The following is a 22,483-nucleotide window of genomic DNA, read 5'->3' on the forward strand; positions in this document are numbered from 1 at the left end:
GCCGGTCGCGTTCATCGATTACGGCGCGGACGTGTCGAGTGCGCGAGCGGCTCGCTCACAGCGAGCTCGACTCCGGCCGGTCAATCACGGTGAGCGCCTTGCGAGCGGGTCGCCTACACCGAGCAGGCGCGGGCCGGCGCGACGGCTGAGGCCGCGCGAAACGGGCGCGGGCGCGTCACGCCCCGTCGCCCGAAACCCCCCAGCGGCGGAGGGCCGCACGGCTGGCGCGCGCAGCGTCTTCCTCATCATCGTGGTCGGTGTCGTCATGGTCGGTGTCGACGCCACCGCCCCGCAGCGCCGGCTCGTCGTGCCGAGCCCAGCCGGGGAGCGCGCCGTCGCCGTGTGCGGCGGCGGGTGAGACGTTCGCCTGCTCGTCGGCTCCCGCGTGCGCCTGTCCGGGCGCGGTGCCGGGCGTCCCGGTCCACCCGTCGAGATCGATCGGCTCGGTCGCGCCGGGCTCGGGTGAGGAGAACTCGTCCGTCGAGCTCGGGGCGGGCGGGGTGAACGAGAGGGCCCCCGTCTCGGCATCCGGATCCTGGTCGGCGGCGAGTGCGTCGGCGAGGGCCTCGGCCGCCGCGGCCCGATCGCGTTCGGCCGAGAGGTAGAGCGAGAGCGCCTCGGGGTCGTAGGCGTCGGTCTGCATCGAGGTGTCGACCGACCCGGGCGCCGACATGGGGGGCACGCTCTCGACCAGGGCGAGGGCGTCGTCGATGTCGCTGCGCGAGTCGGGGACGATGTGGTCTCCGCGCACACCCTCGGCGAGGGCGTCGAGAAGGGCGACGGCGTCGGCGACGACGTCGGCTTCCCCCGCGTCGTGGCCGTGCACGAGCCAGCGCGCGAACTCCAGTTCGGCGTACAGGCGCGCGCGTTCGCGCAGCAGGGGGTCGGGGGAGCGCTCCGCACCGGAGGCGTAACCGGCGTAGACGTCATCGGTGGCCAGCGGGGCCGAGGCGAGCCAGCGCAGGTCGACCGCGGGGTCGCCCACGCTCAATCCCGCCCAGTCCAGCAGGCCGACGACATGCGGCACGCCGTCGTCGTCGTCGGTGAGCAGGATCGACGAGCTCGTCGCGCCGCCGAGCACGACCGCCGCTTCGAACCGCCAGAGGTCGTCGACCTCGAGAGCGCGGCGCCAGCGCAGCATGAGGCCGTCGCTGACCCGGCCGGTGGCATCGGCGCGGTCGAGGAGGCGCCGGACGTCGTCGCGCGTCTGATCGGCGGAGCGCACGGGCAGGCCGTCGGTGCGCACGATCGACACGGGCAGGGCGTGCACGGCGGCCAGGGCAGCGCCGATCGCCGGTGCGTACCCCGGGCCCTTGGGCAGGTGCGCGGGGTCGATGCGATAGCCGTCGATGTGCCCGACCACGAGCACGCGCTGGGCGCCGGATCCGCTCTCGCCGGCGACCTCGGGGACCGCGAAAGGCAGCAGGGCACGCACACCAGGGGTGAGCGCGTGAAGCGCGCGCGCCTCGGCGGCGAGGTCGGCGCCGTCGTCGTCGCCGGCCGGCATACGCACGACGAGCTCCCGTCCGTCGTCGGTACGCGCCAGGGCGGTGTCGAACCTCCCGCCGGCGTTCTCGGTCAGGATGCTGACGCGGGTGATGGCGGTGCGCGGCAGTGCCGCCGTCGCCGACGCGGCTAAAATGAGGGGCGAGCGTGCCATGCCCCCAGGGTAGGTCGGGCCCTCGCCCACCCGCCCGCGCCACGCCCTTGAGAGAGGTGTTCGATGCCGCTTCCCGCGTCTTCGCCGTACGATCACACGTCGCACGACCACCCGATCGACTCGGCCTTCGACCGATCGGCGATCGAGCGGGATCGCGTCGATCTGCTCGACTCCCTCCGTGAGGCGGCCGATACGCGCGTGCTGGCCGTCCGACGTGATGCGGCGCCCGTCGCCGACGCTCACCTGCGACTGGTGAGCGTGCCCGAAATCGTCGACGCGCTCGAGTGGGCGTTCCTGGGCAGGACGGCCGACGGTGCGGGGGTGCTCCTGGCCGTGCTCGCCGACGACGCCGAGCTCGACGGCATCCCGGACGCCGCATGGATGGCGCTGCGCAGCGGGGGAGGCGATCTGCCCGCCGCCGAGGCCGAGGTGCTCACGACGGCCGTGGCTCTGGCCGGCTGGCTGCGCGATGCGCCGTTCTGCCCGGCCTGCGGCGCCCGCACCCTGCTCGGACAGGCCGGATGGTCGCGCCACTGCCCCTCGTGCGGCCGCCAGCACTTCCCCCGCACTGACCCGGCGGTGATCGTGCTGGTCACCGGCGGCGAGAACGACGACCGCGTGCTGCTCGGCGCGAACGCGGCCTGGGGTGGGGACCGGTATTCGTGCTTCGCGGGCTTCGGCGAGGCGGGGGAGTCGCTCGAAGAGACGGTGGAGCGCGAGGTCACCGAGGAATCGGGTGTGCGCCTGCGCGACATCGCGTATCGCGGCTCCCAGGCCTGGCCGTATCCGCGGTCGCTCATGCTGGGCTTCCGGGCCCGGGCCGTCGACGTCGACGAGGCCCGACCCGACGGCGACGAGATCGTCGAGGTGCGCTGGTTCGATCGCGGCGAGATCGCCGCCGCCCTGCGCGGCGAGGGATCGGTGCAGCTGCCCGGACCCGCCTCCATCGCCCGGCGTCTGATCGACGGCTGGGTTCGGGGCGACGCGTGACCGGCCCCCTCGACGGACTCGACGAGCACCAGCTGGAGGCGGCGCGCGCGCTGCGCGGACCGGTGTGCGTCCTCGCGGGCGCGGGGACCGGCAAGACCCGCGTCATCACCCGGCGTATCGCGCACGGCGTCGACACGGGCGCCTACTCGCCTCAGCGGGTCATGGCGGTCACCTTCACCTCGAAGGCGGCGGGCGAGATGCGGGGGCGGCTGCGGGCGCTCGGGGTGACGGGCGTCTCGGCGCGGACGTTCCACGCCGCGGCGTTGGCTCAGGTGAACTTCTTCTGGCCCACCCTCGCGGGCGACCAGGCACCCTCGATCATCGACAACAAGGTGCGCATGCTCGCGCACGCGGCCGACGGGGTGGGGCTGGCGCCCGACACGGCGACCCTGCGGGATGTGGCCGCCTCGATCGAGTGGCGCAAAGTGACCTTGCGCTCGGTCGAGCAGTACGCCGCGGAGCGCCCCGACGGGGTCGGTCGACTCGGGGTCGATCAGGTGGTCGCGTTGCAGCGGGCGTACGAGAAGCTCAAGGACGAGCGGCGTCAGATGGACTTCGAAGACGTGCTGCTCACCTGCGCGGGCATGATCGAGGCGGAGCCGCGGGTGGCCGCCGCCGTCCGCGAGCAGTACCGGCACTTCACCGTCGACGAGTATCAGGACGTCTCGCCCCTGCAGAACCGCCTGCTCGAGCTGTGGCTGGGCGACCGCCGCGACCTGTGCGTCGTCGGCGATGCCAGTCAGACGGTGTATTCGTTCACCGGGGCCGATGCCCGCTACCTGCTCGACTTCGAGCGGACCCACGACGACGCGCGCGTGGTGCGCCTGGAACGCAACTATCGCTCCAGTGCGCCGGTGCTGGCCGTCGCGAACGACCTCATGCGCGGCCGCGCGGGCGCTCTCGAACTGGTCGCCGCCCGCGACGACGAGGCGGTCGTCCCCACCGTCCGCGGGTTCGACGATGACGAAGCCGAGGCCACGGCCGTGGCCCGATCCATCGCCGATTCGATGAAGCGAGGCGTCGATCCGCACGACATCGCCGTGCTGTACCGCTCGCACGCGCAGTCGGCGGCGCTGCTGTCGGCGCTGTCGGCGGTGGGGGTGGCGGCATCCGTCCTGGGCGGGCGCAAGTTCTTCGACCTCCCCGAGGTGCGGCAGGCGCTCATGGCCCTGCGCGCGGCGTCGGTGGCGCCGCTGGAGACGGGCTTCCACGCCACGGTCCGTGACGTTCTGCGCGGCATGGGGCTCACCGACGATCCCCCCGAGGCCGGGGGCGCCCTCCGCGAAGCGTGGGAGGCACGGGCGGCGCTGCTGCGCCTGGCCGAAGAGGCCCCGGACGATATGGACCTCCGTGCGTTCACCGACGACCTGCAGGCGCGCGCGCGTGACCAGCACGAGCCGACGACGCGCACGGTGACGCTGGCGACGCTGCACGCGGCCAAGGGTCTGGAATGGGATCACGTCTACCTCGTGGGGGTGAGCGAGGGCCTGCTGCCGATCTCGTACGCGAAGACCTTCGAGGCCGTCGACGAAGAACGTCGACTCGCCTACGTCGGGGTCACCCGTGCCGCGCGCACGCTCTCGGTCAGCTGGGCACGGGGACGCGGCCGGATGGAACGCTCGCCGTCGAGGTTCCTTCGAGAGATCGGCAGTGGCAGTCTGCACTCGGTCGATGCAGCTGCCAGACCCGCCGGAACGAATCGACGCGCAGCCGCACCGACCGTGTCGTCTCGGCGATCGGCGAGCTGAGTAGCGAGCGCGCCGCGCGTCCGGCCTCGGCAGCCAGCGCCGCGTCGACGTCGGGTCTGGGCCGCGCGAGCAACTGCGCGGCGAGCGTCGGCCATTGCTCGTCGTGGTGGCGGGTCACCGCGTCGAGGCACGCGAGGCACGCGGTGCGCCCGGGGGAGACGACGGGGCCGACGGTGGCGCTCGCACCGTCGAGCGCGAGCGGCAGATGCACGACGTCGTCGCGCACGTACATCGCCGCGCGGCGGGGATCGACACGGTGCGACGCGAGCACGACGACCCGCGTCCCCCGGGGGACGGACTCGGTCACGCGCCCCGCCCAGGCGATCAGGCGCGTGCGGGGCGGGAGCGCCGCGAGCACCGCCTGCACCGCCCGTGCGGACAGGTCGTCGCCGGCCTGGAGCACGAACGGCGCGTGACGCCCAGCGCGGCGCAACGCCGGCGAGACCTGCGCGAGCAGGGCGTCGGCATCGCGATCGGTTCCGCCGTGCACACGCGTCAGGGCGCGCAGGGCCGGGGCCGTCGTGCCCTCTTCGAGGGCGGCGACGCAGGCGTCGACCCAGGCGTCGGCGCGGGGGATGCGCGCGATCGCCGGAGCGCCGAACTGCACGCTGCCGTCGGGGCGCCAGAGCGGGGGAGCGGAGGGGTCGAGTCTGATCATCGCCCGAGCATGACGCAGGGGTTGACCCCGGATGCCGTTATCCCCAGCCATCCTCGCCGGATTGCGCGTGGGGAGGACGGGACGGGGAACCGATGCCCGGGTCGGCGCGACGGCCGACCCGAGCCGACCGATCAGACGGGGCGCTGGTCGCCCGGGGTGCCGTCGTCGTCGCGCCGGTCGTCGTCGCGTCGCGCGTCGTCGGGGAGCACGTCGCCCGGGAGCACGTCGCCGGGGAGGGCCTCGTCCGCCGAGGAATCGGCATCCGGCGCGCCGTCGCGACCGTCGCCACTGGTCTCTTCGGCGATGAGCTGGGCGAGGGCGTCGTCCATGGCATCCGAGGGAGCCGCTTCGCCCCGTGATGCGGCGGTCAGACGGGCGATGAGGGCGGCGGGGTCGTCGATGTCGTCGGCCGACGGCATGAGGTCGGGGTAGTCCCACAGTGCGTCGCGTCCGGCGACACCCACGGCGTCGGTGACGGAGCGCCACATCGCGGCGGCCTCGCGCATGCGACGCGGACGCAGCTCGAGGCCGACGAGCGAACCGAGCGCCTGCTCGGCGGGCCCGCCCACGGCACGGCGTCGACGCACGGCCTCGGCGATGCGCGCGGCCGACGGGAGGCGCGAGGTGGCGTCTTCGGTGACGACGTCGACCCAGCCCTCGATCGTCGCCAGGAGGTTCTCGAGACGCGTCAACGCCGCCGTCTGCTCCTCGGAACGCGCCGGCAGCAGCGCGCCGCTCTCGAGCGCGCCGCGCAGCTCTTCGGGCTGCGACGGATCGAAGCGCGAGGCGAGGTCTTCGAGGGCGTCGGTGTCGACGCGGATGCCGTGGGCGAAGTCGCGCACCTGCGCGATGACGTGCAGCCGCAGCCACCGGGCGTGCCGGAAGAGGCGGGCGTGCGCGAGCTCGCGCGTGGCGAGGTACAGCGCGAGCTGGTCGTCGGGGATCTCGAGATCGCGACCGAAGTCCGCGAAGTTCTGCGGCAGGATCGCCGCGTCGCCCTCGGGCATGACCGGGATGCCGACATCGCCGCCGCCGACGACCTCGGTCGACAGGCGACCGACGACGTGCCCGAGCTGGGTGGCGAAGAGCGAACCGCCGACCGTGCGCATGAGCCGCCCGGCGCCCGCGATCATCTCTTGCATGTCGTCGGGCGCTTGCTGGCCGAGGGCCTCGGTCAACGCGTCGGCGATGCTGGTCGCGACGGGTTCGGCGAGCTCCTGCCAGAGGGGCAGGGTCGCGCTCACCCAGGCGCCGCGGGTGACCACGCGCGGGGGACGCGGAAGGTCCGAGATGGTCGTCGCTTCGCCGAGCCAGAGACCGGCGAGCGTGAACGCCTGGTCGATGTCGGTGCGCTGACCCGTCGACACGCCGAGGCCGTCCTGATTGGCGATGTGCAGGGCCTGGCGTTCGGCGAGGCTCCAGTCGACGCCCTCCTGCGTGCCGGCGAAAGCGCCCTGCAGTTGGTTCATCACCTGCTGCAGCATGGCCGGGTCGATCTGCATGCCCGACAGGCGCGACAACTGCTCGGGGTCGATGCCGCTGGTGTCGCCCGACATGAGGCGACGCATGAGTTCCTGGAACTCTTCTTCGGGGCTCCGGTCGTCGGCGCCTCGGTCGTCGTCTGCCACTTCAGCCGCCTTTCAGCCGGGTCATCGGGATCACGACCTACGCTAGTCGCACGCTTCCCCGCTTCCCCCGGCACGGCTCCTCGCCGCTTACGCCGCGCGCGAACGACCCGGCAAAGGATTGAGACCGTGACCCTGTTCGACGACAACGCCTCCGTCGTGCCCGCATCGCCGCAGCGGTGGCGGCGCAGCACCGTCGCGGGCCTGTGGTCGCTCGCGATCGCCGTGATCCTGCTGTTCGTGATGACCTTCCTGCCGTCGGCGTACGTCATCCAGCAGCCCGGCCCCGTGTTCGACACCCTCGGCACCTCGACCAACGCCGAGGGCGAGGAGGTGCCGCTGATCAGCGTGCCCGACGAGGACGACGACACCTCCACCGGTCAGCTCGACCTGCTCACCGTGCAGGTCAGCGGCAACCGCGAGCGCACACCGTCGTGGATCGAGCTCGCGCTGGCCTGGTTCGACCGCTCGCGCGCCGTGGTGCCGATCGACCGCATCTTCCCCGCCGGGCAGACGACCGAGCAGCGCAACACCGAGAACGCCGCCCTCATGACCGACTCGCAGGTCGAGTCCTCGGCCGCGGCGCTGCGGGCGCTGGGCTACGACGTGCCGCAGCAGATCGCCGTCGCGACGGTCGATGACTCGGGTGCGGCGGCCGGCCTGCTGCAGCAGAACGACGTCCTCACCACGGTCGACGGCGTCACGGCGCCGAACGTCGACGCCGTGCGCGCGGCGGTGCAGGCAGCCGCCGGTGCGCCGGTGACGATCGGCTACGAGCGCGACGGCGCAGCCGGGACGGTCGAGATCACCCCGCGCCAGACCGACGTCAACGGTCAGCAGCAGTACCTGCTGGGCGTCGGCCTCATGCTCTCGTTCGACCTCCCCGTCGACGTCAAGATCCAGCTGAACGACGTGGGCGGCCCGAGCGCCGGCATGATGTTCGCCCTCGGCATCATCGACAAGATGTCCCCGGGCGACCTCACGGGCGGACAGCACATCGCCGGCACCGGCACGATCGACGCCGACGGCAACGTGGGCCCCATCGGCGGCATCCGGCAGAAGCTCTACGGAGCACGGGATGCCGGGGCCACCTGGTTCCTCGCACCCGCGGCGAACTGCAACGAGGTCGTCGGCCACGTGCCCGACGGCATCCGGGTGTTCTCCACCTCGACGCTCCAGGAGTCGCTCACGGTGCTCCAGACGATCCGCGACGGAGGCGATCTCGACGCCCTCCCGACGTGTGGTTCGGGATCGTAGCATTCACGGCGTACCCCGAGAAGGGCGCGCCTAGGATGGGGGAGTGACCACGACCTCAGCGCCGAACCAGGCCACGCCCCCGAACCGCTCACGACGGATCATCTCGATCACCCTGGCGGTGATCGCAGCTCTCCTCGTCGCCTTCTTCGTCTTCGCGAACCTGTACTCCGATTGGCTGTGGTTCGCCCAGCTCGGCTTCACGGAGGTGCTGACCACCCAGTGGATCGCGCGCACCGTGATGTTCGTCGTGGGCTTCCTCGCGATGGCGGTGCCGGTGTGGGGCGTCATCCAGCTCGCTTACCGACTCCGCCCCGTCTACGCGCGTCTGAGCTCGCAGCTCGACCGCTACCAGGAGGTCGTCGAGCCGCTGCGCCGCCTGGCGATGTGGGGCATCCCGATCTTCTTCGGCTTCTTCGCCGGGTTCGCGGCATCCGCCCAGTGGGAGACCACCTGGCTGTGGTTCAACGGGGTCGCCACCTCGGTCACCGACCCCCAGTTCGGCCTCGACACGGGCTTCTACCTGTTCGGGATGCCGTTCTACGCGGCCGCGCTCGGCTTCGCCTCGGCCGTCGTGCTCGTCAGCCTGCTGCTCACCGCCGTGGTGTCGTACCTCTACGGCTCGGTGCGGGTCGGTCAGCGCGAACTGCGCATCTCGAAGGCCGCGCGCATCCAGCTCGCGATCCTCGCCGGTGTCTACCTGCTGCTGCAGGGTGCGAGCCTCTGGCTCGACCGCTTCCGCACGCTCGTCGAGCCGTCGGAGCGCATCACCGGACCGGGCTACGTCGGTGCTAACGCCGTCATCCCCGGACAGACGATCCTGGCGATCGCGGCGGTCATCGTCGCGGCGGCGTTCTTCGTCACGGCTTTCATCGGCCGCTGGCGCTACCCGCTCATCGCCACCGCGCTGCTGGTCGTCTCGGCGATCGTCGTCGGTGCCGCGATCCCGTGGGCGGTGAACACCTTCCAGGTGCGCCCGAACGAGCTCGCCCTCGAGAGCCAGTACTACCAACGCAACCTCGACGGGACGAAGGCCGCGTACGGCATCGACGGTGTCGAGAAAGAGGACTTCCAGGCCGAGACGCAGGCCCAGGCCGGTCAGCTGCGCAACGACGCCGAGTCCACCGCGCAGCTGCGCATCATGGACCCCGCGATCATCGGCCCCACCGTGCGTCAGCTCGAGCAGTACCGCGCGTACTACCAGTTCAACACCCCGCTCGACGTCGACCGGTACACGATCGACGGTCAGACGCAGGACACCGTCGTGTCGCTGCGCGAGCTGAACATCGGTCAGCTGGGCGATGCCGCGTCGTGGCAGAACACGACCCTCGTCTACACCCACGGCTACGGCATGGTGGCGGCGGCGGGCAACGAGCGCACCGCCGACGGCGACCCGGTCTTCCTCGAGCAGGCCATCCCCGGCACCGGTTTCCTCACCGACCTCAAGTACGAGCCGCGCGTGTACTTCGGCGAGCAGTCGCCGGCGTACTCGATCGTGGGTGGAGAAGAGGGCGGTGAGCAGATCGAGCTCGACTACCCGCTGGGTGCCGACGGGGGCAGCGAGACCCGCACGACCTTCGCCGGCGACGGCGGACCGAGCGTCGGCAACGTGTTCAACCGGCTCATCTACGCGCTGAAGTTCCAGTCCGAGCAGATCCTGTTCTCGGACTACGTCAACTCCGAGTCGCAGATCCTGTACGACCGCAACCCGAAGGAGCGCGTGCAGAAGCTCGCGCCCTACCTGACCCTCGACAGCGACCCTTACCCCACGGTCGTCGACGGACGCATCAAGTGGGTCATCGACGGCTACACCACGAGCGCGAACTACCCCTACTCGTCGGGCGTGTCGCTGTCGCAGGCCATCGCCGACTCGAACAACCCGGCCCCCACCTACGCGCTGGATGACATCAACTACATCCGCAACTCGGTGAAGGCCACGGTCGACGCCTACGACGGTTCCGTGAGCCTCTACGCCTGGGACGACGAGGACCCGCTGCTCAAGGCGTGGCAGAACATCTACCCCACGACGATCAAGCCGTGGACCGACATGTCCGCCGATCTCATGAGCCACGTGCGGTATCCCACCGACCTCATGAAGGTGCAGCGCTCGATGCTCGGCGTCTACCACGTCGACGACGCGCGCTCCTTCTTCCAGCAGGACAACCGGTGGACGACGCCGAACGACCCGCAGGACCCGGCCGCCTTCCAGCCGCCGTACTACCTGACGATGAAGATGCCGAGCCAGGACGACCCGTCGTACTCGATGTTCACGAGCTTCATCCCGGCCTCGCAGGGCGGGCAGGCTCGAAACGTGTTGACGGGCTACCTCGCCGTCGACTCGAACGCGGGCGATCAGAAGGGCACGAAGCGCGAGGACTACGGCCGATTGCGCATGCTGGTGATCGATTCGTCGACCACGGTGCCCGGACCCGGACAGGTGCAGAACACGTTCGACTCCGACACCAACGTGTCGTCGCAGATCAACATCCTGAAACAGGGACAGTCGCAGGTGCTCAACGGCAACCTGCTGACCCTCCCGGTCGGTGGCGGTCTGCTCTACGTGCAGCCCGTGTTCGTGCAGTCGTCGGGTGACACCAAGCTCCCGCAGCTGCGGCGAGTCCTCGTGGCGTTCGGTAACAAGATCGCGTTCGAGAACACCCTGAGCGAAGCGCTCGACACCCTGTTCGGCGGTGACTCCGGAGCCAACACCGGCGACGAAACGGTCACCCCGACCGACCAGGGCGACGGCACCGGGAACACCGGGGGCACCCCGACGGTCCCGGCCGGCGACTACGCGGCCGCGCTGGCCGAGGCACGCAGCGCCCTCGAAGCGCGTCAGTCGGCGTTGACGAGCGGAGACCTCGCGGCCTTCGCGACGCAGGACGCCCGCCTCACCGCGGCCGTCCAGCGCCTGCTCGACCTCGAGAGCGAAGGCCAGGGCGGCACGGTGTCGCTCGACCCGTCGGCGACCCCGACCCCCGAGGCCACCCCCGCGGGCTGATTCCGCTCACCGACGCCGGCGCTCCGCTCACGCGGGGCGCCGGCGTCGTCGTTCCCGCCGCGCATCCCCGTTGAGTGTCCAAGACACGCCGTGTCGCCCCGGCCCGGGACGGCGTTTCTTGGACACTCGACGGTGGGGTGGTGGCATCCCGGGCCCGTCCATGTGCGGTGACGGCCGCGACGCCGCGCTCACCGTGCCGCGCTCACCGCGGCGCCCACCCTGTTGAGTGTCCACGAAACGCCGCGTTACCTCGGCCCACAACGGCGTGTATCGGACACTCGACGGTGGGGTGCCGGCATCCCGCGCCCGCCCGTGCGCGGTGACGGTCGCGCTGCCGACCGCGACGCCGCGCTCCCCGCGCTGCGTACCCAGTCGAGTGTCCGAGACACGCCGCATCACTCCGGCCCGCAACGGCGTGTCTCGGACACTCGACGGTGGGGTGCCGGCATCCCGGGCCCGTTCATGCGCGGTGACAGCCGCGCTGCCGACCGCGACGCCACGCTGACCGCTCCCCGCGCCGCGCGCCCCGCGCTGCCCACCCCGCCGAGTGTCCACGACACGCCGCATCACCCCGGCCCGCAACGGCGTGTCTCGGACACTCAACGGTGGGGATGCCGCCACCCCCGCACCCGTTCGCGCGCGCGGACGGACGCGCGGGCCGAGCGCGGCGCCCGCGACGCGTCAGGCGCTCAAGAACCACCACCAGATCAGCAGCATCGTCGTGCCGAAGCCGGCGATCTGGTTGAGCCAGAGGAAGCGGTTCCATCCGGCGGTGGCGCGGTCGCTCTCGGCGTCGGTGACGTTGCGGTACGGCCAGCAGACGACGAGGTACGGGATGACGAGCACGGCGGCCAGCGGCCCCGGCCACGCCGTGAGCAGCATGGCGACTCCGGCCAGGGCGTAGGCGACGAGGGCGAAGCGCACGGTCCAGCGGGCGCCGCGCGCCGTGGCGATCGACGAGATGTCGGCGGCGCGGTCGGCTTCGACGTCCTGCACGGCGCCGAAGGCGTGCGACGCGATGCCCCACAGCGCGAAGGCGACGAGCACGGCGACGAGCTGCCAGGTCCACATCGCCCCGGCGAGCACGAGGCCGTACACGGCGGGCGAGAAGAAGTGGATGCTGCTCGTCATCGAGTCGGCGAACGGGCGCTCCTTCAGCCGCAGGGGAGGGGCGGAGTAGAACACGACGAAGAACAGGCTGATGGCCAGCACGACCCACGACAGCGGCGATCCGATGGCGACGAGGTACACCACGAACGGCACGCACGACAGCGCCGAGGCCCACAGGGTGATGCGGTGCATGCGCTTGTCGAGCACGGCGCCGTGGGTGCCGCCCTTGCGCGGGTTGCGCAGGTCGGACTCGTAGTCGAAGACGTCGTTCACCCCGTACATCGCGAGGTTGTACGGCACGAGGAAGAAGATCGCGCCGACGATGAGCGGGGCGTCGATCTGCCGGGTCGTGAGCAGGTACGCCGCGGCGAAGGGGAAGGCGGTGTTGATCCAGCTCACCGGCCGCGAGGACACGAACAGCTCGCGCAGCACGCGTGCGGGGGTGAGGGCGGCGGGGGTGGTCATGCGGGGTCCTTCCGCGACGAACGCGAGGGTGAGGGCTGCGGCGACGGAGACCGCGACGACAGCAGGGTGTACACCGCCGGCACGAGGAACGCGGCGCACAGCGGGTACGCGAAGTCCTCGATCGGGGCGAGGCCGAGACGCAGCCCGCTCAGGTGCTCCTCGGGGTACGAGAACAGGTCGACGGCGATCATGAGGTTGTCGAACACGAGGGTGAGACCCACGAGGACGAGGGCGGTGAGCCCCGACGAGGCCATGCGCTCAGCGAAACGCGGACGCCGGAGCGTGGCCAGCGTCACGAGGACCGTGACGATCACGAACGGCAACACGATCAGCGGGTACGTCACGGCCGCTCCCCGGGCGCCCCCGCGGGGTGCCGCGCCGAGACGCCGAGCCCCCGTCGCCGCGCCGCCCGCCGCTCGAACACCGCGAACATCACGATCGACAGGTAGCTGAGGAACAGCAGGAAGAAGACTTCCTCGAGGGGCAGGTGAGGGGCGAGCGTGACCCCGATGAACAGCGGGCTCTCGCCCTTGACGAACACTCCGGTGACGATGCCGACGACGTCCCAGACGAGGAAGAACGCCGTCGACAGCAATACCGCGGCACTGGTGCGCACCGGGGCGACGCGCAGGGCCAGACCGAACTTCAGATCGATCGCGATCATGCCGGCAAAAGAGAAGAGGATCGCGCCCAGGTAGATCCCCGGCACCTCAGACCGCCGTGTGCACGGGCTCTGCGAGGGGACCGGCGGAGGTGTCGCCCGTCAGGCGCTTGACCACGAGCTCCGCCGAGATCAGGCACATCGGCAGGCCGATCCCCGGAAGCACCGAGGTGCCCGCGTAGTACAGGTTGCGCACCTTGCGGGAACGGTTCTTCGGTCGGAAGATCGCGCTCTGGTTCAGCGTGTGCGCGAGTCCGAGCGAGTTGCCGTGCCACGCGTGCAGGTCGCTCGCGAAGTCCTCGGGGGCGATCGTGCGACGGACGACCACGCGCTCGGCAAGATCCGGGATGCCGGTCCACTCGGCGATCTGCGCGATGACACGGTCGGCGGCCTTCTCGATCCGCTCGTCGCCGGCTCCCGAGACGCCTCCGCGTCCGCTCACGGGGTCGGCGGGCACGGGGACGAGCACGAAGAGGTTCTCGTGTCCCTCGGGTGCCACGGAGTCGTCAGAGGCGCTGGGGCGGCAGATGTAGATCGAGGCGGGGTCGGGGATCTTCTTGTTCTCGCCGAAGATCGCGTCGAAGTTGGTGTGCCAGTCGTCGGTGAACAGCAGGGTGTGGTGGGTGAGCTGCGGAAGCTCGCCCTTCACGCCCAGCAGCAGCAGCAGGGCGCCGGGGCTGGGCACCTTGTCCTTCCACCACTTCTCGGGGTACTGGCGGTCCTTCTCTTCGAGCAGGTCGTTCTCGGTGTGGTGGAGGTCGGCGCCCGACACCACGGCATCCGCCGAGATGACGCGTCCGTCGGCCAGACGCACGCCGCGCGCGACACCCGACTCGGTGATGATGGCATCCACCGGCGACGAGGTCTCGATCTGCACGCCGCGCTCACGCGCGAGCCGCTCGATGGCCGTGATGATCTCGGTCATGCCGCCCCGGGGGTAGAGCACGCCGTCGCCGAGGTCGAGGTGGCTCATGAGGTGGTACAGGCTCGGCACCTCGAACGGGGAACCGCCGAGGAACACCGCCGGGTAGGCGAGGATCTGCTGCAGTCGCGTGTTCGTGAAGTCCGTCGTCACGCGCTTCCACAGCGTGCGGGTGAGCAGCGGGATGAGCGTGGGCAGACGCTTGACCAGCGCGGGGTCGCGCAGGCCCTTCGTCGACGAATACGGGTCGTACAGGAACTTCGAGGTCGACAGCTCGTAGGCGTCCTTGGCGGAGTCCAGGTAGGCGTCGATGTTGTCGCCGGAGCCCGGCTCGTGCTCCTCGAACAGGGCGCGCACCGCTTCGCGTCCCGAGACGATGTCGATGGGCTCGCCCTTCCCGGGAGGGCCGTAGACGCGGTACGCCGGGTCGAGACGCACGAGATCGAGCTGCTCCGCCGCGCTCGTGCCGAGCAGGCGGAAGAAGTGGTCGAACACCTCGGGCATGAGGTACCAGCTGGGGCCCGTGTCGAAGCGGAAGCCGTCGCTCTCCCACGATCCCGCTCGACCGCCGAGGGCGTCTCGGGCCTCGAAGAGCTGGACGTGGTGACCCCGGTCGGCCAACAGGGCGGCGGTGCCGAGTCCGGCGATCCCGCCTCCGACGACGACGATGCGCTGGGCGCTCATGAGCGTGAACCTTTCGGGGGACGCCCGAGGAGGGCGCGGGCGGCGAGGGTGGCTTTGACACCGTCGGGGACGCGGACGCGGGGGGCGCCGGCGGGAGACGCGCGCAGTCGACGCGACAGCTCGGCGAACAGGTCGTGCGCCGTGGTCACCGCCGCGCGGCAGTCGGGCGGGAGGGTGGGGATGACGGCGGCGGCCGCCGCCAGGTCGGCGTCGATGCGATCGAGCACGGCGACGCGGCGCTCGTCGTCGGCGGCACCGTCGAGGTAGTCGCGCCCGAGTCGGTCGGCGTCGTCGGCGAGGTCGCGCAGGAAGTTGACGTCTTGGAAGGCGGCGCCGAGGCGTCGCGCGCCGTCGACGAGGTCGGGCGCGGGCCGGGCGGGCGCCGACATGCCGGCGTTCAGGAACACCTGCAGGCACATCAGTCCGACGACCTCGGCGGAGCCGTAGACGTAGGCGTCGTGCGACAGGTCGTCGTGGGCGGCGGTGTCGAGGTCGGTGCGCATGGATGCGAAGAACGGGGCGATGAGATCGGCTCCGATGCCGCATTCCCGTGCGGTCCGGGCGAACGCGTGCACGACGAGGTTGGCGCTGAAGCCGGTGGCGATGGCATCCATCACCTCGGTCTCGAGACCGTCGAGAACGGCGCGCTCCCGCTCGGGCGTGAGGCCGGCGTCGTGAGCGGGACCATCGACGATCTCGTCGGCGACGCGCACCAGGGCGTAGATGTTGCGCACGTGCGGGCGGGGTCGCGCGCCCAGCAGCCGGGCGGCGATGCCGAACGACGTCGAGTACCGGTTGATGACGGCGGCGGCCGCGTCGTCGGCGGTCTGGGAGTACAGCGCCAGACCCGTGGGGACGGAGCTCACGGCATGCGCCCCTGCACGGCGTCGACGAGGTTCAGCAGCATGGACTGGCACGCGGGCGGCAGCGTGGAGGCGGCGGCGATGCCTCGAGCCTCGTCGAGCGTCTCGCGCACGAGATCCTCGAGTCGCGCGCGGGCACCGGATGCCGACAGCGCCACCTGCGCGGCGCGCACCGCCACCGGGCCGGTGTGGGCGTGCGCCAGGGCCTCGCTGACGACGGGCCAGTTCTCGCTCTCGCGGGCCAGGGAGATGAGGTGGGTCTTCTTGGCCTCGCGGAGGTCGCCGCCCTCGTCCTTGCCCGCGTCAGCGGAGGTGCCGAACGCACCGATGAGGTCGTCGACGAGCTGGTAGCCCAAGCCCAGACGCTGACCGAAGCGCGACAGCGCGTGTCGGAGCGGCGCGTCGGCGCCCGCCATGACGGCGCCCGCCTCGAGGGGGGCCGAGAAGGAGTACACGGCGGTCTTGTCGTGGGTGGTGCGCAGGATGGACTCGGCGTCGACCTCACCGCCCGACACGGCGTTCTCGACGTCGGACAGCTCGCCGGCCGCCGAGATGAGCACGGCGTCGTCGATCAGGCGCAGCAACTCGGCGCGGATCGGCGCGGGGATCTCGGCGAGGGCCACCAGGCGTCCGGCCTCGTGCAGCAGCAGGTCGCCGGCGAGGATCGCGGCGGCGTCTCCGAGTAGGGCCGCGCCCACGGCATTTGCGCCCCGACGCAATCCGCGCTGGCGGAACTCGCCGCCGACGTTGGGGACGCCGCGGCGCTCGGTGTCGTGGTCGATGACGTCGTCGTGCACGACGAACGCCGTGTGCAGCAGCTCGAAGGCCGCGGCGACCTCGAACAGGGCGGGGCGCGCGATATCGGGGCCGTCGAGCGTGTCGAAGGCGGCGACGACGAGCAGGGGGCGGAAGCGTTTTCCGCCCTCGGCGGCGCGACGGATCGCGGATGCCAGCGCCCGGGCGCCGTCTCCGAGATCGGCCACGCGGCTGTCGAGGCGGGCCAGTGCCGCTTCGATCGCGGCGTCGATGCCCTCACGGGCGACGGGAGTCGTCGACAGCGCGATCATGAGGCGCGCCGCACGGCGGGAGAGGAGTCGAAGAGGTGAAGTTGCTGGGCCTGGAGGACGAGCCAGGGGCTGAACGCCCAGGGAGTCGCCTCGAGCGACGCGGCGAGCTCGAGGGGGTCGACCCAGCGGTACTCGGCGACCTCGTCGGGGTTCGGCTGGGGCTCGGCGTCGGTGCGCGCGATGTAGACGGGGCAGATCTCGTGCTCGACGATCCCGCTGGCGTCGACGGCGCGGTAGCGGAAGAGCGGCAGCGCCACCTCGAGGTCGCGCAGCGGGAGGCCGACCTCGAACTGCGCGCGGCGGTGCACCGCCGACGCCACGGGCTCGGCCGGTCCCGGGTGCCCGCAGAAGGAGTTCGTCCACACGCCCGGCCACGTCTTCTTGTGCAGAGCCCGGCGGGTGACGAGCACCTCACCGGCGGCGTTGACGACGTGGCACGAGAAGGCCAGGTGCAATGCGGTATCGGTGTCGTGCACGCTCGCCTTGGGCGCGGTGCCGATTTCGTTGCCGAAGTCATCGAGAAGGACGACATACTCGGTCTCGCTCATCGTGCCTCCTGTTTGCTAGTTTAGCTAGCGATGTCAGCGACTATACCCAGCCGGAAAGGGGGTGTCCACCGTGAGGAAACCCGCTTCGGCGTCTGGTACGCGACCCGCTGTGACCGACACATTACGTGCGGTTCAGACCCTCAGTGACGCCCTTGACCGCATGCACAGCGGCATGAAGGGCGACATGGACATGAACGCGAGCGATCTCGCGACGCTGCGCATGCTGACCATCCGCGAATACCGGGGGCAGAGCGTGAGTCCGCACGACGTCGCGACGCACCTGCGCATCTCGACCGCGTCGACCACGAAGCTCATCGACCGCCTCGTCGCGTCCGGCCACCTGGAGCGCCGGCCGCACCCGTCCGACGGTCGCGCGCGTGTGGTCGTGCTGACCGAGAAGTCGCGGCGGGAGTTCTTCCAGCACTTCGGTGCTCACCTGAGCGCGATGGGAGAGGTCGCCGCGCGGTACGACGACGCCCAGCTCTCCACGATCAACGACTTCCTGGGTTCGCTCACCGAGGCCATCACGACCGACGGCTGAGGGCGCCGCGCGCCACGCGCACGCCGACGTCGTCGTAGGCGTCGCGGGGACGACCGGCGCGACGGGTGGCCGCGCGCACCTGTGCGGCGCTGTCGGCCCAGCCACCGCCGCGGAACGTCCGTGTCTCGCTCGCGCCCTCGGGGTCGAAGCGGTCCCAACACCACTCCGACACGTTTCCCAGCGTGTCGAACAGGCCGTGCAGGTTGGGCAGACGCAGGCCCACATCGACGGGGGAGCCCAGGCGATCGGCGGCCGTCCATCCGATCTCGCGGATATGGCCGTAGGTCGATCCGGTCGCCCCGGCGCGGCACGCGTACTCCCACTCGTCTTCGGTGGGGAGGCGGAACCCGTCGCCCTCGGCATCCCAGTCGACGACCTCTCCGTCGAACGAGTAGACCGGGTCGAGTCCCTCCCACTCGCTCAGCGCGTTGCAGAGGCGGATCGCGCGGAACCAGCTCACCTCGACGGCAGGGCGCCGGGGATGCCGCGCGGACACCCCGAGATGCTCGGCGAGCTGTTCCTCGGTGATCGGGTACACGCCGATCTCGAAGTCCGCGACGGTGATCTCACGCCGCTCGGCTCCCCGCTGGTCGCCCCGCAGAACGGTGCCCGCGGGGATGCGGGTCATCTCGACGTCGCTCACGCGAGCTCCACCATCCACAGGTCGCTGTCGCCCGTGATGAACAGGCGCTTCTCGTCGGCGTCGAAGGTGCAGTTGCTCACCACGTGAGGAGTGGGGATGACGCCGAGGCGCCGACCGGTGTCGTCGACGATCACGACGCCCGCCTCGCTCGAGATCCAGAGCCAGTCTCGGCTGTCGACGACGAAACCGTCGGGGATGCCGGCATCCACCGTCGCGAAGGTGCGCGGGGCGCCGAGCGTTTCGCCGTCCCAGCTGCATGCGACGACGCGGGGCAGACCGTCGGCGCGTGACTCGGCGACGTAAAGGGTGCGCTCGTCGCGGCTGAAGGCGAGGCCGTTGGGCTGGTCGAGGTCGATCATGCGCTGCAGGGCCTCGCCCTCTCGCCAGCGGTACACGCTCTGGTGGTCGATCGCCGGATCCGCGGGGTACCCCTCGCGGGGGTCGGAGATGCCGTAGGTGGGATCGGTGAACCAGATCGCCCCGTCGGAGGCCACGACGAGATCGTTCGGGCTGTTCAACGGCCGGCCCTCGAACGCGTCGGTCAGAACCGTCGTGCCCTCGGCGTCGGTGCGGCTGATCGCGCGACGGCCGTGCTCGGCCTGTACGAGGCGCCCCTGGGCGTCGAGGGCATTGCCGTTGGCGAATTCCGATCGATCACGCACGGTCACGATGGCGCCGTCTTCGCGCCACGCGAGCGTGCGGCGACCGATCACGTCGCTGAAGACGAGCGACTGCTCGGCGGGCCACCACACCGGGCCCTCGGCCCACGTCGCGTCGGCGTAGAGCGAGAGCAGGCGCGATGACGCGGGCAACACCGACGCGAGGCGGTCGTCCCACACGCGCGGGGGAGCGACGTCGACGGGCTGCGGCTCCCGCGGGTTCTGCAGGACCTGGCCGTCGAGGGAGAAGCGGAGCATGCCCCCAGTCAACCTGGTGCCCCGGCATCGCGAGGCCGGGTTGACGGCTCAGCCGAACGGGTTCGGCGTGGGAGCACCGGGCGAGGCGGCGAACTGGATGAGCACCTGCAGGCACGGCTCGTCGCCGACCGTGCCCGAGAGGTGTCCGGTGCTGCCGTCGACCTCGGTGGTCTCGGTGTCCTGCCCGAAGTGCAGGTCGCCGGGTCCCATCTCGACGCGGGAGCCGTCCTGCGTCTCGAGGAACCACCGACCGCGGAGCGGGATCACCCACTGCGGATGGGGAGAGGGATGCCACTGACCGACCCATCCGACCGGGAGCGCCGCGAAGAGCACCGCCGACACCTCGCCGGGGAAGGGGCGCATCCACTGGGGGTCGGCGCCGCCCCCGACGCTCTGCAGTCCGAAGCCGCGCAGCGTCGACTCGTCGAGGCGGCTCCGGCCGTCGAGTCCCGTCCACATGTGCACGAAGGGGAGCGCCGGCGGGCTGTTCTCATCGCGGCCGTCGTCGTCGAGCGGGGTGGTGGTCGTGGTGCGCATGCCCCGAGTCAAGCAACGAGGCCGCGAGGGAAGGGCCGGGTTGACGGCGCGCGCGCGGATGTCGCGGTGTGCGAATGGCAGCGGGCGGGAAGCGTCGCCGGGAAAGGCAGAAGGCCCCGGATCTGACGATCCGGGGCCTTCTTCTTGTTGCGGGGGCAGGATTTGAACCTACGACCTCTGGGTTATGAGCCCAGCGAGCTACCGAGCTGCTCCACCCCGCGGCACAAGAGAAAACATTACGCCGAGATGAACCGGAGCACAAATCCGCAGGGGTGGCCCGGGCGTGTTGCAAAATAATGTCCCGGTGAGCGACATCTTCGGGGATTTCGGGTGTCACGGGCGTCGACCGGCGTAGTTGCGGTCGATGTCGTCGTGAACCGTGCTGCCGGCGGCACAGACGGGGTCGTGCACGCCCTGGTGATCCTCGTACTGTGGGTCGTGGCGCCGGCGTTCACCGGGTGCCGGCGAGAGGAGAACCCGCGATGAGCCACGACACCGTCGGCGTCGCCGTCGCGCAGTTCGCGCCGGCCGCTTCCCGCGAGGGCAACCTGGCCGACATCGACGCCACCACCCGCACCGCGGTGTCGCGAGGTGCGCGCGTGGTGGTGTTCCCCGAGTACTCGAGCTACTTCGTCGACCCCTTCGACGACTCGCTCGCGCAGAACGCCGAGGACCTCGACGGCCCCTTCGTCTCGGCGCTGACCACCCTGGCCGCCGAGCTCGACGTGATCGTCGTCGCGGGGCTGCTCGAGCGGGCCGACGACGGCCGACGGGTGCGCAACACCGTCGTGGCAGTCGGGGGAGACGGCATCCGCGCGGTGTACCGCAAGCTGCACCTCTACGACGCCTTCGGCCAGCGCGAGTCGGACTGGGTCGAGCCGGGTGAGATCTCGCCGCCGCAGACCTTCGAGGCGCACGGCCTGCGATTCGGTCTGATGACCTGCTACGACCTGCGCTTCCCCGAGGTGGCGCGCACGCTCGCCGACGCCGGCGTCGAGGTCGCACTGGTGCCGGCCGAATGGGTGCGGGGGCCGCTCAAGGAGCACCACTGGCGCACCCTCGTGCAGGCACGGGCCATCGAGAACACGTTCTTCGTCGCGGCGGCCGACCACCCGCCGCCCCTCGGCGTGGGGCACTCGATGATCGTCGACCCCCAGGGCGTCGCTCTCGCGCAGGTGGGCACGGCGACCGACGTCGCCGTCGCGCACATCGACCCGGATGCCATCGCCCGGGTGCGCCGGGTGAATCCGGCCCTCGCGCTGCGACGATTCCGCGTGACGCCGCGCTGACGGTCGTCGCCGGCGTGCTGTGCTTGGGCGACCGCCCGACCGGTCAGCCGCGCGACATCCCCGCGAGCCGCTCGGCCGCGTCGGTGAGGACCTCGACGCGCTTGCAGGCGGCGAAGCGCACGAGGGTGGCGTACTGCCCGCGATGCGGCGGCGACACGAAGGCGGTGAGGGGGATGCCGACGACGCCCGCGCGAGCGGGGAGCTCACGGCAGAACGCGTCGGCGTCGACGGCGCCGAGCGGGGCGGCATCCACCACCGTGAAGTACGAACCCCCCGGCGTCGACACGTCGAACCCCGCGGCGCGTAAGCCCGTGCCCAGCAGCGCGGCTTTCGCGGCCATCTCCGCCGCCACCGAGGTGAAGAACGCGTCGGGGAGGCGCAGACCCACCGCGATCGCGGGCTGGAAGGGCGACGCCCCGACGTAGGTGAGGAACTGCTTCACCGCGAGCACGGCCGACACGAGGGCGGCGGGACCGGTGACCCACCCCGTCTTCCACCCCGTCAGCGAGAACGTCTTACCGGCCGACGAGATCGACAGCGTGCGCTCAGCGGCACCGGGAAGGGTCGACAGTGGCACATGGGGCGCGCCGAAGACGAGGTGCTCGTACACCTCGTCGGTGACGATGATCGCGTCGTGCAGGTGCGCGAGACGCACGATCTCGTCGAGCACCTCGCGCGAGAAGACCGTGCCGGTGGGGTTGTGCGGATCGTTGACGAGGATCACGCGCGTGCGGTCGGTGACGGCGGACGCCAACTGCGCGAGGTCGGGCTGGAAGTCGGGCCAGCGCAGCGGCACCGGCACGAGGCGTGCACCCGAGAGGGCGACGCACGCCGCATACGAGTCGTAGTAGGGCTCGAACACGACGACCTCGTCGTCGGGGCCGTCGACGAGAGCCAGCAGGGTGGCGGCGAGCGCCTCGGTGGCCCCGACGGTGACGAGAACCTCGCGCGTCGGATCCAGCTCGATGCCGTAGAAGCGCCGCTGGTGCTCGGCGATCGCGGCCAGCAGGTCGGGGAACCCCCGCCCGGGGGCGTACTGGTTCACCCCGTCGGCGATGGCGCGGCGAGCCGCCTCGAGCACGGGCTCGGGCCCGTCTTCGTCGGGGAAGCCCTGTCCGAGGTTGAGCGCACCGGTGGAGGCGGCGAGCGCGCTCATCTCGGCGAAGATCGTGGGAACGGCGCTGCCGTCGGGCGAGAGGAGGCCCGCTCCGCGGGCGGTGCGCTGCCAGGCGCCGGGGATCTGCTGCATGGTGGGGCTCTCCGAAGGAACGGGGCGGGTGGCTTTCACCGTAGCGGAGCC

19 protein-coding genes and 1 tRNA gene are annotated in these 22,483 nt (G+C 71.3%); 6 read left to right on the plus strand and 14 right to left on the minus strand.

All coding sequences use genetic code 11. The features are described 5' to 3' along the window. Nucleotides 1–175: 175 nt before the first annotated feature. Nucleotides 176–1,660: a phosphotransferase gene (locus ASF96_RS12010; RefSeq protein WP_055939651.1), complete on the minus strand. Its 1,485-nt coding sequence runs from the start codon at nucleotides 1,658–1,660 to the stop codon at nucleotides 176–178. A 63-nt stretch (nucleotides 1,661–1,723) separates the two neighbouring features. Between ASF96_RS12010 and nudC the strand changes: the two genes are divergently transcribed. Together nudC and ASF96_RS12020 are read left to right on the plus strand one after the other, a co-directional pair. After that, complete coding sequence (nudC, locus tag ASF96_RS12015) at nucleotides 1,724–2,650, plus strand: NAD(+) diphosphatase (RefSeq protein WP_082509626.1); 927 nt, start codon at nucleotides 1,724–1,726, stop codon at nucleotides 2,648–2,650. After that, nucleotides 2,647–4,398 carry an ATP-dependent helicase gene (locus tag ASF96_RS12020; protein ID WP_055939653.1) on the plus strand — a complete coding sequence of 584 codons (1,752 nt, stop codon included), beginning with the start codon at nucleotides 2,647–2,649 and terminating at the stop codon, nucleotides 4,396–4,398. The genes nudC and ASF96_RS12020 overlap by 4 nt, the downstream gene beginning before the upstream one ends. Nucleotides 4,399–5,187: 789 nt before the next feature. Here the strand turns inward: ASF96_RS12020 and ASF96_RS12025 are convergent. Continuing rightward, nucleotides 5,188–6,624, minus strand: coding sequence for a zinc-dependent metalloprotease (locus ASF96_RS12025; protein WP_055940018.1), 1,437 nt, complete (start codon nucleotides 6,622–6,624; stop codon nucleotides 5,188–5,190). Nucleotides 6,625–6,810: 186 nt separating this feature from the next. Between ASF96_RS12025 and ASF96_RS12030 the strand changes: the two genes are divergently transcribed. Together ASF96_RS12030 and ASF96_RS12035 are read left to right on the plus strand one after the other, a co-directional pair. Next, complete coding sequence (locus ASF96_RS12030; RefSeq protein WP_055939654.1) at nucleotides 6,811–7,938, plus strand: YlbL family protein; 1,128 nt, start codon at nucleotides 6,811–6,813, stop codon at nucleotides 7,936–7,938. Between the two features lie 43 nt (nucleotides 7,939–7,981). Then, the gene (locus tag ASF96_RS12035) at nucleotides 7,982–10,936 is read left to right on the plus strand and encodes a UPF0182 family membrane protein (protein WP_082509628.1); all 2,955 of its coding nucleotides are present in this window, start codon (nucleotides 7,982–7,984) and stop codon (nucleotides 10,934–10,936) included. Between the two features lie 681 nt (nucleotides 10,937–11,617). Here ASF96_RS12035 and ASF96_RS12040 read toward each other — a convergent pair. From ASF96_RS12040 to idi, 7 genes are read right to left on the minus strand one after another with little or no spacing between them, the layout of a single operon-like run. Continuing rightward, a complete protein-coding gene (locus ASF96_RS12040) occupies nucleotides 11,618–12,511 on the minus strand; it encodes a prenyltransferase (RefSeq protein WP_055939657.1) in 894 nt (297 codons plus the stop codon). After that, nucleotides 12,508–12,855, minus strand: a complete 348-nt coding sequence (locus ASF96_RS12045) for a lycopene cyclase domain-containing protein (RefSeq protein WP_055939659.1) — start codon at nucleotides 12,853–12,855, stop codon at nucleotides 12,508–12,510. The genes ASF96_RS12040 and ASF96_RS12045 overlap by 4 nt, the downstream gene beginning before the upstream one ends. Further along, nucleotides 12,852–13,220 carry a lycopene cyclase domain-containing protein gene (locus tag ASF96_RS12050; RefSeq protein ID WP_055939661.1) on the minus strand — a complete coding sequence of 123 codons (369 nt, stop codon included), beginning with the start codon at nucleotides 13,218–13,220 and terminating at the stop codon, nucleotides 12,852–12,854. Before ASF96_RS12050 ends, ASF96_RS12045 begins: the two co-directional genes overlap by 4 nt. A gap of 1 nt (nucleotide 13,221) precedes the next feature. Then, the gene (gene crtI / locus ASF96_RS12055) at nucleotides 13,222–14,778 is read right to left on the minus strand and encodes a phytoene desaturase family protein (RefSeq protein WP_055939663.1); all 1,557 of its coding nucleotides are present in this window, start codon (nucleotides 14,776–14,778) and stop codon (nucleotides 13,222–13,224) included. Next, nucleotides 14,775–15,644, minus strand: a complete 870-nt coding sequence (locus tag ASF96_RS12060; protein WP_055939665.1) for a phytoene/squalene synthase family protein — start codon at nucleotides 15,642–15,644, stop codon at nucleotides 14,775–14,777. The genes crtI and ASF96_RS12060 overlap by 4 nt, the downstream gene beginning before the upstream one ends. Beyond that, a complete protein-coding gene (locus ASF96_RS12065) occupies nucleotides 15,641–16,708 on the minus strand; it encodes a polyprenyl synthetase family protein (RefSeq protein WP_055836298.1) in 1,068 nt (355 codons plus the stop codon). Before ASF96_RS12065 ends, ASF96_RS12060 begins: the two co-directional genes overlap by 4 nt. Next, complete coding sequence (gene idi, locus ASF96_RS12070) at nucleotides 16,705–17,256, minus strand: isopentenyl-diphosphate Delta-isomerase (RefSeq protein ID WP_055939667.1); 552 nt, start codon at nucleotides 17,254–17,256, stop codon at nucleotides 16,705–16,707. Before idi ends, ASF96_RS12065 begins: the two co-directional genes overlap by 4 nt. A gap of 109 nt (nucleotides 17,257–17,365) precedes the next feature. Here idi and ASF96_RS12075 point away from each other — a divergent pair, with 109 nt between their 5' ends. Further along, nucleotides 17,366–17,797, plus strand: a complete 432-nt coding sequence (locus ASF96_RS12075; RefSeq protein ID WP_327037388.1) for a MarR family winged helix-turn-helix transcriptional regulator — start codon at nucleotides 17,366–17,368, stop codon at nucleotides 17,795–17,797. Here ASF96_RS12075 and ASF96_RS12080 read toward each other — a convergent pair. The 4 genes from ASF96_RS12080 to ASF96_RS12095 form a co-directional block, all read right to left on the minus strand. Beyond that, nucleotides 17,781–18,440, minus strand: coding sequence for a formylglycine-generating enzyme family protein (locus ASF96_RS12080; RefSeq protein ID WP_055836304.1), 660 nt, complete (start codon nucleotides 18,438–18,440; stop codon nucleotides 17,781–17,783). The two genes, ASF96_RS12075 and ASF96_RS12080, sit on opposite strands and share 17 nt — an antisense overlap. Continuing rightward, nucleotides 18,437–19,357: an SMP-30/gluconolactonase/LRE family protein gene (locus ASF96_RS12085; protein ID WP_055939669.1), complete on the minus strand. Its 921-nt coding sequence runs from the start codon at nucleotides 19,355–19,357 to the stop codon at nucleotides 18,437–18,439. Before ASF96_RS12085 ends, ASF96_RS12080 begins: the two co-directional genes overlap by 4 nt. 48 nt (nucleotides 19,358–19,405) lie before the next feature. Continuing rightward, nucleotides 19,406–19,894, minus strand: coding sequence for a hypothetical protein (locus ASF96_RS12090; RefSeq protein WP_055939671.1), 489 nt, complete (start codon nucleotides 19,892–19,894; stop codon nucleotides 19,406–19,408). A gap of 147 nt (nucleotides 19,895–20,041) precedes the next feature. Beyond that, nucleotides 20,042–20,115 (minus strand) — tRNA-Met (locus tag ASF96_RS12095). 261 nt (nucleotides 20,116–20,376) lie between these two features. Here ASF96_RS12095 and ASF96_RS12100 point away from each other — a divergent pair. Further along, nucleotides 20,377–21,183, plus strand: coding sequence for a carbon-nitrogen hydrolase family protein (locus ASF96_RS12100; RefSeq protein ID WP_055939674.1), 807 nt, complete (start codon nucleotides 20,377–20,379; stop codon nucleotides 21,181–21,183). A gap of 43 nt (nucleotides 21,184–21,226) precedes the next feature. Here the strand turns inward: ASF96_RS12100 and ASF96_RS12105 are convergent, their stop codons facing one another. After that, the gene (locus tag ASF96_RS12105; protein WP_055940020.1) at nucleotides 21,227–22,432 is read right to left on the minus strand and encodes an aminotransferase class I/II-fold pyridoxal phosphate-dependent enzyme; all 1,206 of its coding nucleotides are present in this window, start codon (nucleotides 22,430–22,432) and stop codon (nucleotides 21,227–21,229) included. Nucleotides 22,433–22,483 lie beyond the last annotated feature (51 nt).

It is taken from the genome of Microbacterium sp. Leaf179 (assembly GCF_001423785.1).
GTDB lineage: Bacteria > Actinomycetota > Actinomycetes > Actinomycetales > Microbacteriaceae > Microbacterium.